This window comes from Tenacibaculum halocynthiae (assembly GCF_964512825.1).
GTDB classification, from domain to species: Bacteria; Bacteroidota; Bacteroidia; order Flavobacteriales; family Flavobacteriaceae; genus Polaribacter; species Polaribacter halocynthiae.
This window is the reverse complement of sequence record NZ_CAZELG010000044.1, coordinates 148,854-161,837: the sequence shown is the minus strand read 5'-3', so window position 1 is coordinate 161,837 and position 12,984 is coordinate 148,854. Positions and strand designations below refer to the sequence as shown.

Genomic DNA, 12,984 nt, shown 5'->3' with positions numbered 1-12,984 from the left:
TTGCTTACTTTTAAACTCTACGCTTATCCGTTTGCGGGTGCAAATATAGATCCCTTTTCTAACATGACAATGACTTTTTTGAAGTTATTTTTAAAGAAACTCTTAATTAACTACCTACTAAGCCTTTAAATGTGAAAGTTTTTTTGAGTACTGTTATAAATACTCTTTTCTTCTAGTAATACCTAAACTGTATTGTTTAGTAGCTTACTTCCTTGTGTTACGTCTTTTCTTTCTTTTACGTTGTTTAGCAAACATTTTTTTATACTTTTCTACATTAATCCCTCCTTTTTTATTTGCTAATATACTTACATAGTTCATTTTTAACTTAGGCTCTTGATAAATCAATGCTTCATCTATATATGCTCTTTGTAAAACATCTTCTATTAGATAATCTTCATTATTAAGTTCTGGATTATATTTTGACTTCAACGATAGCTTGAATAAATTAGCTGTAGTATTATACCAGAAAGCTTTCCAACCACTTCGTAATTCCTTTATATTATCAAATGCAGTTTTTCCTGTTTGGCGATGAATTAACTTTAAAAGCACTCTACCTTCCGTTCTTGTTAATTTTTTCAACCTATTTGTTAATTCGTTTTCAAGATATTTCTGAACTCTTTTTATATATTGCTTTTTCTTTCTTTTTGAAGAAACTCTATTTAAACGTACATTAAGACTATCTATTCTTTTTGAAGCTAACATGGCATAAGGATAAGCTTTGAACACCTTTCTTCTAAACCAGTAATAATAATGTACATCTACTTTTGAAGTAAACTTATGCTTAGGTAATACTGACACTTCATTAAGTTGTATCATTAATGAATCACCATTCTTTATAAGGTAATAATCATCTACAAAGCTTGGTAATGTATCTTTCACCTGAGCTATAATTAACGAACTAAAAAAAACAATATAAATACTTAAAACCTTTTTCATTATAATAAGATATAGATCAATCTCTCTACTTTTAAAGTAACAGGGCATAAAGTTAATTATTTTAATGCTACCCTATTTTCTTATTTTTGTTTTTTTTATTATTTACTTTTGTTCTCTATGACACAAGTAAACGCATACCAATCGATAAAAGTATCTAATAACATTTCAAATAAGTTAAATGACAATTTAGTTATAGAGGCTCCTTTGCAAATAAACATTAATGAAGAAGCTTATACCGTTGTAATGCGAACTCCTTATAATGATACTGATTTAATTACTGGTCTTTTATATGCTGAAGATATTTACAGAAGCAATGAACCATTATCTTTTAATATTACAACTAAAAAAGATAATCATCATGATATTATAAATGTTACTATTGATAAAGAAAAAATAGGTAAAGGCTACTTAAATAAACGAACTTTATTATCAGTCTCTTCATGTGGTATTTGTGGTAAAAAAGAAATCAACGATATTCAAGTTTCTGGAAAACCTATAAAAAACACTTATACCTTAAGTTCAAATAAAATTCAGCAAATGTTTTTGCAAATGACATCACTACAATTTACATTTAAATCTTCTGGAGGAAGTCATGCTTGTGCTTTATTTAATAAAAATCAAAAATTATTAACCTGTAAAGAAGATATTGGTAGACATAATGCCGTTGATAAATGTATTGGAAGTTTATTAAAAGAAAAAGATTTAAATAGTGCTAAAATAATGCTAGTTAGTGGTCGTGTTTCCTACGAAATAGTATCTAAAGCGTTTTTTGCTAAAATACCTATAATAATTGCTGTTTCTGCTTGTTCTTCATTAGCTGTAGATTTTGCTAAAGAGTTTGGAATATGCCTTATAGGTTTTAGTAGAGATGATAAAATGACAATATACGCTAACCCTCAATATATTAATTACTGATCATAAAAAACACTACTAAAAAAAGATTTGTATTTTAGTGGTCGAAAATCAACTAAAAACAACAACGGTATGCCATTCATCGAGGAAGAGAAGTATCAATTAATGCAGGAAGATTTTGACAAAGCAAAACTTAAAAGAGAAGAATCTGAAAAAGAGTTAAGTGAGCTTCAAGAAACATACAAACACCATAAGCAAAAATCTAGAACCATTTATATTATATTAGGTCTTTTTTTGGGGTTAGCATTAGGTATTATCTATTTATTTAAAAGCGGAAAATTAAATGATAAGGGTATTATAACTAATAATAAAGTTAATATTTCTGAAATTAAAACTAGAGAGGCTGAACGTGTTATTGACAGCTTAAAAAGAGTTAATAAAAAAGTAGAGAAAGAAGATATGGCTTCGGTAAGTACTGATAATTTAGATGACACTATAAATGAAGTTGAATCTAATGTACAAGGAAAAACAATTTACTCAGTTCAACTAGGAGTTTTTCAAACAAAAAAATACCCATTACTTTCAAATAATCTAATACCTGGAATTATATCATCTAAAAATGGTTACTTTAAATATTCATTAGGATTATTTTCAACTTTAAATGAAGCTAAATATTTTAAAAAAGAACTAGCAAAAATAGGTTTTAAAGATGCTTTTGTAGCATCATACATAAATAATAAACGACAGAAAATTCATCATTAAAAATTAATTCAATTATTTTATATGTTTAAAAACATAATGAAAAGAGCACTTGTGTTAAGTATAACATTGAGTGTTCATTTTTTTTACGCACAAGAGAAATTACCAAACAAAGTTACCCAAATTGGTTTTGGTCAATTAGATTTCCTTTCAATAAAGATGCCTGAAAATGAATCTAATATGGATTTCACAGGCTTACATTACAATTTAAAAATAAATAAATGGAGTTATGCAGGTGTAGGCTTTTATGGTGCTGTTGGAGGTATTAGAGGTGGTTTCTTCACTTTAGGAATTAACGCAGGAATTCAAAAAAACATCACTGATAATTTATTTATAGATACCGGTATTCATTTTGGTGGTGGTGGTGGTGCAAACGCACCCGATGGAGGTGGTGCATTTATTTTACCACACTTTAATTTAGGATATGACTTTAAACACTTTTCAATCTCAACTGGTTATAGTTATGTTAACTTTTTTGATAAAGGAACTATTAAAGGGAGTCAATTAAATGTAGCTATTCAAGTTCCTTTATCCTTTCAAACTTCAAGTTTTGACGAAAAAGAAACTGAATTTTCTTTTAACAACTTAAAAGACTCTGACTGGAACAAACCTAGTAGTAGATTGTCCTTATTAATGCATTTAAATAACTTATCAGTTACTAAAGGTTCATATAAAGGAAAAACAATACGGTTAGCTGGATTTGAATTTAATTCATATTTAACAAATAACATTTTCTTTTTTGTAAAAGCCGACGGTGCTTATCATGGAATTAAAGCTGGTTATATGGATATTTTTCTAGGAGGAGGATATCATTTTTCTATGAATAAAAACAGAACCAACATTCTTGCTAAATTTGGTATAGGTGCTGGTGGTGGTGGTGGTGTTGATACAAAAGGTGGTTTTTTAATTTATCCTGATCTTTCAATAGAACAAAAACTTTTTGACAACTTTTATGCTACTTTAAATAAAGGTTATTTAATGAGTCCAGATTCACATTTCACCTCCTCTACTCTTGGTTTTGGTCTAAAATATTATGTAGATAAGGATGGTATAAATTCAAAAACATTGTCTTTTTCAAAAGGAGTATTTAAAGGTTTAGAAACCATATTGAAACAAGATTTATATATAAACGCACAAAGAGTTAGTGGGATTAGTCAAAATATGCATCAGATATCACTACAAATTAACTTCTTTTTAAATAAACATATTTATGGAGCAGGCCAAACCTCATTTGCTAACTTTGGTGATGCCGGAGCTTATGCTGAAGGTATAGTTGGTTTAGGATACCAATCAAAAAAAATATTTGATAATACTACCTCTATTTTCCTTCAAGTATTAGGAGGAGCTGCTGGTGGTGGTGGAATTAGTACTGGTCAAGGTTTAATAATAAAGCCTAGCTTAGGTATCAACTATAAATTAACTGATAAGTTAAAATTAAGAGGAGCTTTAGGTCATGTTAAAGCTAAAGGTGGTAGTTTAAATTCAACATATATGAATTTAGGTATTAGCTATAATTTCTCCTTTTTAAGTATGAAAAAATAACAATAATAAATAACCAAAATCTGGTACTTAACATATCGTTTACTTGGTTTTGGTTATATTTCAATTGTTTTTTTCTTTTCATCAGAAGATTTAAAAACATAAGTATATAGCCACATAAGTGTAAAAGTAGGTATCACATCTAAACCTGGCATTGCTTCTTCTATAAACGATACTGCCGCTGCAATTTTCCCTTTATTCCCTTTATATAGCTTAGTCATTAAAAATGCAGAGATTGGAGCCCAAATAACATCTGTAATTTCTCCTAATCCTGGTAAAATAAAAGATGCATAACCTACAGCGTCAAAAATTAAACTCAAAGCTAGTTTTCTATATTTATATTTTTTACTCATATATTTTATTTGATTTTTAATAGTATTTAAAATACAAAATTCGAGCCAAAAAATTGACTTCGTGCTATTAAAATCAATATGTTTGTCTAAAATACTATAAAAAATGATTTTTTCTGATTTCACTAATCAAATACAACGATTTCAAAATAGTCCTTTAGGAGGTTTAGATTCTCAATTTAAGCTAGCTCCTGAATTAAGGAGAAAATATACAGAAGAAATGATTACACAAAAATCTCCTAAAAAAGCAGCAGTTTTAGCTTTGTTTTATCCCGATAAACAAAATAAAACAAACTTTTTACTAACACAACGAGCAAGTTATAATGGTGCGCATTCTGCACAAATAAGTTTTCCTGGTGGAAAAGTAGATAAAATCGATATTAATCTTCAACAAACTGCTTTAAGAGAAACTTACGAAGAGGTTGGGGTTAACAATAAAGATATTACTGTAATAAGACAATTATCTAACACATATATTCCTCCAAGTAATTTTTTAGTTACTCCTTTTATTGGGTTCTGTAACCAAAAACCAACTTTCAATCCAAATAATGAAGTTGCTACAATTATTGAGGTATTAGCACAAGATTTACTAGATGACGATAATATTGTTTACACTCCAATGGAAACATCATACATGAAAAATATCGAGGTACCATCCTTTAAACTAAATAATTACATTGTATGGGGAGCAACTGCTATGATGCTTTCAGAAATTAAAGATTTAATTAAATAGTAACAGTATTATTTTTCTTTTGTAATTTAGCATTTATACTAATAAAACCTGCATCAATATGCCCTTATTTAAAAGGAATCCTTTTGGACATATATTATGGATAAAAAAATGGCTTATACGTATCTTAGGAGTTATTTCTCATGGACGTTATCGTAGGTTTAATGAACTTCAAATTGAAGGTTCTGAAATTTTACGCCAACTTCCAAATCAAAATGTCTTATTCATTTCCAATCACCAAACATATTTTGCTGATGTTGCTGCTATGTTTCATGTATTTAATGCTTCTTTAAAAGGACGTATTGATAATATTAGAAACATTGGTTACATATGGAATCCTAAATTAAATGTATACTACATCGCTGCTGGTGAAACCATGCGTTCTGGTATTTTACCTAAAATCTTTGCTTATACTGGATCAGTATCTATTGACAGAACTTGGCGTAGTGGTGGAAAAGATGTTAATAGACAAGTTAAATTATCAGATATTTCTAATATTAAAAAAGCTTTAGACGATGGATGGGTTATCACCTTCCCTCAAGGTACTACGACAGCTTTTAAACCTATTAGAAGAGGAACAGCGCATTTAATTAAAACATACAAACCAGTAGTTGTACCTATTGTAATTGATGGATTTAGACGTTCTTTTGATAAAAAAGGATTACAAATAAAAAAGCGTAACGTTTTACAATCAATGGTTATTAAAGAGCCTTTGGATATCGATTACGAAAATGAGAGCATTGAAAACATTGTTGAAAGAATAGAATATGCCATTGAGCAACACCCATCTTTCTTAAAAGTAATGACTCCTAAACAAATAAAAGAACAAGAAGAATTAAACGAAAAACGTAAGTTTTGGAGTTAATCTTTTAGTTCTCATAAAATCTTATTAATAAAAACATGGCTGAGAAATCAATTTTAAATCAAAAGTCGATAGACTTCTTAGAAAAATATTTAAACAACGCAGCACCTACTGGTTATGAATGGGAAGGCCAAAAAATTTGGATGGACTATTTAAAGCCTTATGTAGATGAATTTATAACAGATACTTATGGAAGTGCTGTTGGAGTTATTAATCCTGATGCTAAATATAAAGTAGTTATTGAAGGACATGCTGATGAAATTTCATGGTATGTAAATTACATTTCTGATAACGGACTTATTTATGTAATTAGAAATGGAGGTAGTGATCATCAAATAGCACCAAGTAAGATAGTAAACATTCATACTAAAAACGGTATTGTAAAAGGTGTTTTTGGTTGGCCAGCTATACATACTCGTAACAAAGCTAAAGAAGAAGCTCCAAAACCAGATAATATTTTTATTGATTGTGGTTGCTCAACTAAAGAAGAAATTGAAAAATTAGGTGTTCATGTTGGTTGTGTTATTACATACCCAGATGAGTTTCATATATTAAATGGAGATAAATTTGTTTGTAGAGCCCTAGATAATAGAATGGGTGGATTTATGATTGCTGAAGTTGCAAGGCTTTTAAAAGAAAACAAAAAAGACTTACCATTTGGTTTATATATTACAAACTCTGTACAAGAAGAAATTGGTTTACGTGGTGCAGAAATGATTACCCAAACTATTAAACCTAATGTAGCTATTGTTACCGATGTTACTCATGACACTACTACTCCAATGATTGATAAGAAAAAAGCTGGTTTATTAGAAATTGGGAAAGGTCCAGTTATTGCTTATGCACCAGCTGTACAACAAAAACTTCGTGATTTAATTATTGATGCAGCCGAAGCAAACGATATTCCTTTCCAACGTTCAGCCTTATCAAGAGCAACAGGTACTGATACTGATGCATTTGCTTATAGCAATGGTGGAGTTGCCTCTGCTTTAATATCTTTACCTTTACGTTATATGCATACTACTGTTGAAATGGTACACAGAGAAGATGTTGAAAATGTAATCAAAATGATTTACCAAAGTCTCTTAAAAATTGAAAACGGAGAAGACTTCTCTTATTTTAAATAATATACTAAGTCCCGCAAAATGCGGGACTCTTTTTTTATGGATGAAATAATTGACATTCTTGATGAATTTGGTAATTACACAGGCAAGACCTGTTTAAAATCAATAGCTCATAAATATGGCTACTTCCATCCTACTATTCATGTATGGTTATATACTTCAGATTACAAAATTTTACTTCAAAAAAGAGCTTTAACTAAAAAAGTATTCCCTGGTTTATGGGATATTTCAGTAGCTGGCCATATAGCAGCAGGTGAAAATACTATTATTGGTGCAGTTAGGGAGATACAAGAAGAAATTGATTACACAATAAATCCAGATGACTTATATAAAATTGGTGTGAGAAAACATCAAATAAACCATAATAATGGTATAATAGATAACGAATATCATCACATTTTTATAGCAGAATTAAAAACACCTATTGAAGATTTAATTATTCAAAAAGAAGAGGTAGATGAAATTAAATTATTTGATTTACAAACTATTATAACCACTAAAAATTTAAAGAATATTTTATTACCTCAATATCATGACTATTATAGTTTTGTTTATGATAAAATAGTAGAAAAACTAAAATAAACATTTAATAACTCTTTATATTATAAGTTTTTTAAACGAAAGACTTCCTCTTTATTTTATTATGAAAGACATTTAAAAATAAGTATATTTAAAGGAAAATACTTAGTCAATGTTATCTAATAAAGAAAAATCAATACTTAGAAGTAGTTTATTTCGTCATTTAGACGGAATTGTAACCTGTCCTGCAGCATATATCTTAAAAGAAAAAGGTATCACTAAATATTTATTGAAAAAAAAATCAGTTAGTTTAACAGAAATCACATCAACTTTTAATGCTAATGATGGTTATTTAAATGTAGCTTTACGCACTTTATGCTCACAAGGCTGGTTAAATCAACAAGTAAATAACACAACTAATACTGTACACTTTGAAATAAATGAGTTGTCAGCAATCGCTTTTTCTTATTTCGATATTTACAAAGAAGCTTATTTATTACTTAAATTTTCAAAAAATTACAACTCTAGAAAATTTGAAACAGAACCATTTTTAAAACTAGAAGAACTATATCAAAACTTTAAAAATAATTTTAATGTTTCACCTCCACCTAATTCAAAAGAAAATGAAATATTAAACCAAATTTTAACACATATTGAGGGTATAATTATTGGACCCACTGTTGTATTATTAGGTATGAGTGGGATGTTTCATAAATATTTTATGCAAACAAAATTTAAAGCGGAAGAATTTCATAAAGATGCTAAAAATTTTAGCCGCTTATTAGATATACTTACAGGTTTAGATTGGTTTACGAAAACTGGAGATTCTTATGAATTTACAAATAAAGGACTATTTTTTGCACGAAGAGCAAGCGCTTATGGAGTAACTGTATCTTATATTCCTACTTTAAGAAAATTAGATAAGCTTATTTTTGAAGACTCTACAATTTTAAGAAACGCTAACACTGCCGCTGAAGAGGTTCATGTAGATCGAGAAATGAATGTATGGGGAAGTGGAGGTGCACATGCAGCATACTTTAGAGTAATTGATGAAATCATTATCAACTTATTTAATAAACCTATACATGAACAACCAAAAGGTATTTTAGATGTTGGTTGTGGTAATGGAGCATTTTTAAAACATCTATTTAATGTAATTGAAAATCAAACAAACAGAGGCAAAGTTTTGGAAGAGTATCCTTTATTATTAATTGGAGTAGATTATAATGAAGCTGCCTTAAAAATTACTAGAAAAAATTTAGTACAGGCTGATATTTGGGCTAAAGTAATTTGGGGAGATATTGGAAATCCTAAAGCCATGTCAGAAGACCTGCAACAAAAATATGATATTAACTTATCCGACTTATTAAACGTTCGTACGTTTTTAGATCACAATCGCATTTGGGAAGAACCGAATTTAAACACTAATATTACTATAAGTACTTCAACTGGTGCTTATGCCCATAGAGGTATACGCTTAGATAATAATTTAGTAATTGAATCGCTTAAACAACACTTCAAAAAATGGGCTCCTTATATTCATAAATTTGGTTTACTTTTAATAGAACTTCACACATCAAAACCGGAATTAGTTAGTCAAAATTTAGGAAGAACAGCTGCTACTGCTTATGATGCTACCCATGGATATTCTGATCAATATATAATTGAAATTGAAGAATACATGAGTGCTATGAAATCTATAGGATTAATACCTGATGAAAATACTTTTAAAAAATTTCCTAATTCAGATTTAGCAACAGTTTCAATTAATCTTTTTAAACCAAAGGTTTCTTAATTTGTAAATACTAAATATTTTGTCTACAATAATTAATCAATAAAAAACCCCGAAAATATTTCGAGGTTTTTCTGGGTTTATCTTTCATTCTTTTTTAAGGACAATAAGTTAGCAAATAACTTATATGCTCCTGGAACCCCTGCAGGCAGTTCTCTAAAAAAACTTAAGCCTGTATAAACATAATTTCCTTTACCATATTTTGCTACCAATAAACTTCCTTTCTTAATACGTTCACCTTTATCGTTCATTGAAAGTATTGGAGTATACTCTTTACTCCATTTATTAGGGAAATACAAACCTCTTTCTTGTACCCAATTTTCGAAGTCTACACTAGTTATTTTATTTGGATAATTTAATGCTGAATGCTCTTTTGCAATTAAATTAACTTTTGCATACTCATCAGTAACTCTGTCTCTTGACAACTGTAAGTCATAAGGAGCTTTAACATCTACCCTCCTATTAGTATTATACTGTACAATTACATTACCTCCATTTTTTACATAATCCAATATATACTTTTGTTTAAACTGTAGTTCTTTCTTTGTATTGTATGCTCTAATACCTAGTACTACTGCATCAAAATCCAATAAAGTTTTATCGTTTATTTCAACAGATTTTAACTCAGTTACAGTATACCCAATTTGACGTAAACTTTCTGGCACTGCATCTCCAGAACCAAGGATGTAACCTATCTTAGTTCCTTGCTTTTTAATATTCAAACGAACAACTTTTGCTTGTGAAGCTAATAATATTGATTGTTTTGGTATATGTTCATAATTAATTTCTACCAACTCTTTATCATAAATTTCACCATCAATTTCTGCTATTGATTTTAGTAATCCGTTTGACTCTTTTTGGGTAGGTTTAACCATAAAATTTATTGATCTTACATCACCTTTTTGTTCTATAGAAAACGAAACTTTATTAGGTGTTACTTCCCAACCATCTGGAGCTTTTAAACTTAAAGAACCCTTAGTGTTTTTTCCTCCTGATCTAACTTCTACAGAAACTCTCTGTGCTTCTTGTGTAGAAAAAATTAATACTTTATCTTTTAATTTTGTAGTTACCTGTGGTAAAATTTCAAAAGGTTCATAAATTTCTCCTTTATCTCTTTTAGAATATCTATATATTAAAGGTTTAATAAAAGAGATTGGTTTATTATCTATGATAAGATTATATTTAATTTCAACAGGTCTTTTAGTTTCTGGGTTTCCTCTTTCTTTTTGATTAGGTACTTTATACATACCTAAATTCCATTCAGAATTTAACCAATAAGGTGATGAATATGGTAAATCACCTATGGTAATAACCTCTTTAAAATTTCTTTTATCATTAGCTTTCAATCTTATTTCTTTTGCAATTTTCTTTCCATTTGATAGAAATTCAACAGAATTTAACTCCATTGAAGTATTACTTCTGTTTAATACTTCAAAATTAACATTAATAGTACTATTAGGTGTTGTACTAGAACTAGTAGCTGAGGCTTCAATATACAAACCAGAGCAAGCAATTATAATCTCTTCTAGTTGCTTAGTTTTTATACGTTTCCAATGTTCATTTTCTAACTTTAGAATCTTAGTATAGGCTTTCATTAAATTTGGTAAATGCTTAGATGGATTCACAAAATCAAAATTCTTTTCTACACTGTATAAAATTTCACCTATTTCTCCTCCTCCTTTAAGACGATTCCACGTTGTATTAATTCCTGAGAAAATATCTTTTTTATCTTTTGGAAAATCACCTTTTAAAAACTCTACATATTCTGTTTGACTACCACGTGTTGTTAAACGTCCAAAACCTTGACACAAATGCTGACTACTTGCAATAGATGCCAACTCATTGTTTGACAAACCTTTTAATGGGTAATAAGTTCCAATATCAAAACTTAACATTTTACTTTTATCAGCTTCTGCGAATTTTTTTTGACTACCATAAAACCACCAAGATGTATTAAAAAACAATCGATTTGGGTTCCATATATCTGTATAGGCTAACTGTTCAGGATATTTAGTTTTATCTCCAGCTAGTTCAAAAGCTTCAACACTTAACATTGCTGATGAAGTGTGATGCCCATGAGTAGTTCCAGGGGTTCTATGATTAAACCTATTTATTATAACATCTGGTTTAAAAGTTCGTATTGCCCAAACAACATCTGCTAAAACTTTCTTTTTATCCCATATTTTTAACGTCTCATCAGGATGTTTAGAATATCCAAAATCATTAGCTCTTGAAAAACGTTGCTCACCTCCATCAATTCTTCTTGCTGCCAATAATTCTTGAGTACGAATTACACCTAACAACTCACGTATTTCTGAGCCAATTAAATTTTGTCCGCCATCACCTCTTGTTAATGATAAATATGCTGTTCTTGCTTTTTCATGATTAGCTAAGTAAGCAATTAATCTAGTATTTTCATCATCTGGATGAGCTGCTATATACAATGCAGAACCTAAAAAATTTAATTTTTGTAATTTTTCGTATATCTGATTAGAAGATAACTTTTGCGGTTTTTGTGCTTCTATCGATATTGAAATCAATAAAAATAAAAGAAAAACAGTTACTTTATTCCTCATCCTTAATATTTTGAATTGGGTAACAAATGTAACTTTTTTGTTTGTTGAATTTAACAAATTAACAAAATGCTAACATTTTGCATTTATTTTAATTCAAGTAATAATTTTTAAATTACTTTAATTTGAAGTTCATAGGAAAACTATAAGATACAGCTATAACTTTACCATTTTGTTTCCCTGGAGTAAATTTTGGCAACAATGACACAATTCTAATTGCTTCTTTATTTAAAATAGCTATTTCTTTAGTAGAAGAAACTTTAATATTACCAACATTACCGTTAGAGTCTATTACAAAATAAACTAACAATTCACCTTCAACTCCATTATTTATTGCTTCTTTAGGATATCTAAAGTTATTTTCAATATGTAACTTCATACTGTTATTAAAACAATCTTCGCTTGCTTTATCGCAATCTAGAAATTTAGGAATTTCATTTACTTCATTAAATGAAATTATTTTATTTTCTTTTCTTTTATCTATTAGTGAAATCATTGCACTAACATTTTTTTTAACTAACTCAATCTTACTATCCTCAAGAGGATTACTTAATATATTTATTTTTTTATGTAATGTTTTTGTTTGAATAAAATCTCTCTCATTTATTCTTTTTTTTAGATATCTAAATCTCTTAATTTCTAAAACTTTGTTGTCTTTTATATTTTTCTCCGAAGATGAGTTAGTATTACATTTATTAATTGATATATTATTTGCCTCTACATAATCAGCTTCTTGATTTTCTTTACACACCTGTTGAGTAAAGCTTTCCTGAAAAGTTAATAAAGCAACAATTAATAGTATTTCCCTCATTACGAATTTTATTAGATTAACTTCTATTTACAATAGATTTCTAATTTATATGACACTAAATTTTAAAATAAGTCACATTTACACAAGAATCATTAATGATTTACGAAAACAGGAATATTAAATATACTTTATCATGG

Annotated in this window: 12 protein-coding genes; 8 read left to right on the top strand and 4 right to left on the bottom strand. The window is 28.7% G+C overall.

Annotated features, from left to right (window positions below):
• Positions 1-204: 204 nt before the first annotated feature.
• The gene (locus ACKTTQ_RS18200) at positions 205-936 is read right to left on the bottom strand and encodes a DUF4294 domain-containing protein (RefSeq protein WP_113785405.1); all 732 of its coding nucleotides are present in this window, start codon (positions 934-936) and stop codon (positions 205-207) included.
• Between the two features lie 117 nt (positions 937-1,053).
• Here ACKTTQ_RS18200 and fdhD point away from each other — a divergent pair, with 117 nt between their 5' ends.
• The 3 genes from fdhD to ACKTTQ_RS18185 all read left to right on the top strand — a co-directional run bounded on the left by fdhD (position 1,054) and on the right by ACKTTQ_RS18185 (position 4,089).
• Positions 1,054-1,851 (top strand): formate dehydrogenase accessory sulfurtransferase FdhD, encoded by a 798-nt coding sequence (fdhD, locus tag ACKTTQ_RS18195; protein WP_299135941.1) that lies wholly within the window; start codon positions 1,054-1,056, stop codon positions 1,849-1,851.
• Between the two features lie 69 nt (positions 1,852-1,920).
• Positions 1,921-2,550: a hypothetical protein gene (locus tag ACKTTQ_RS18190; protein WP_408050017.1), complete on the top strand. Its 630-nt coding sequence runs from the start codon at positions 1,921-1,923 to the stop codon at positions 2,548-2,550.
• Positions 2,551-2,586: 36 nt separating this feature from the next.
• On the top strand, positions 2,587-4,089 hold the full coding sequence (locus ACKTTQ_RS18185; protein ID WP_408050016.1) for a hypothetical protein: 1,503 nt from the start codon (positions 2,587-2,589) through the stop codon (positions 4,087-4,089).
• A 53-nt stretch (positions 4,090-4,142) separates the two neighbouring features.
• Here the strand turns inward: ACKTTQ_RS18185 and ACKTTQ_RS18180 are convergent, their stop codons facing one another.
• A complete protein-coding gene (locus tag ACKTTQ_RS18180) occupies positions 4,143-4,439 on the bottom strand; it encodes a hypothetical protein (RefSeq protein WP_408050015.1) in 297 nt (98 codons plus the stop codon).
• 103 nt (positions 4,440-4,542) lie between these two features.
• Here ACKTTQ_RS18180 and ACKTTQ_RS18175 point away from each other — a divergent pair, with 103 nt between their 5' ends.
• From ACKTTQ_RS18175 to ACKTTQ_RS18155, 5 genes are all read left to right on the top strand, one after another.
• Positions 4,543-5,169 (top strand): NUDIX hydrolase, encoded by a 627-nt coding sequence (locus tag ACKTTQ_RS18175; RefSeq protein ID WP_408050014.1) that lies wholly within the window; start codon positions 4,543-4,545, stop codon positions 5,167-5,169.
• Positions 5,170-5,227: 58 nt separating this feature from the next.
• Positions 5,228-6,031, top strand: coding sequence for a lysophospholipid acyltransferase family protein (locus ACKTTQ_RS18170; protein ID WP_093870960.1), 804 nt, complete (start codon positions 5,228-5,230; stop codon positions 6,029-6,031).
• 35 nt (positions 6,032-6,066) lie between these two features.
• Positions 6,067-7,155, top strand: coding sequence for a M42 family metallopeptidase (locus ACKTTQ_RS18165; protein ID WP_299135946.1), 1,089 nt, complete (start codon positions 6,067-6,069; stop codon positions 7,153-7,155).
• Between the two features lie 36 nt (positions 7,156-7,191).
• Positions 7,192-7,734: an NUDIX hydrolase gene (locus tag ACKTTQ_RS18160; RefSeq protein ID WP_408050013.1), complete on the top strand. Its 543-nt coding sequence runs from the start codon at positions 7,192-7,194 to the stop codon at positions 7,732-7,734.
• 109 nt (positions 7,735-7,843) lie between these two features.
• Positions 7,844-9,466, top strand: coding sequence for a class I SAM-dependent methyltransferase (locus ACKTTQ_RS18155; RefSeq protein WP_408050012.1), 1,623 nt, complete (start codon positions 7,844-7,846; stop codon positions 9,464-9,466).
• Between the two features lie 77 nt (positions 9,467-9,543).
• Here ACKTTQ_RS18155 and ACKTTQ_RS18150 read toward each other — a convergent pair whose 3' ends face one another.
• Together ACKTTQ_RS18150 and ACKTTQ_RS18145 are read right to left on the bottom strand one after the other, a co-directional pair.
• On the bottom strand, positions 9,544-12,039 hold the full coding sequence (locus ACKTTQ_RS18150; protein ID WP_408050011.1) for a PIG-L family deacetylase: 2,496 nt from the start codon (positions 12,037-12,039) through the stop codon (positions 9,544-9,546).
• 112 nt (positions 12,040-12,151) lie between these two features.
• The gene (locus tag ACKTTQ_RS18145; RefSeq protein WP_408050010.1) at positions 12,152-12,847 is read right to left on the bottom strand and encodes an energy transducer TonB; all 696 of its coding nucleotides are present in this window, start codon (positions 12,845-12,847) and stop codon (positions 12,152-12,154) included.
• Between the last annotated feature and the right edge of the window lie 137 nt (positions 12,848-12,984).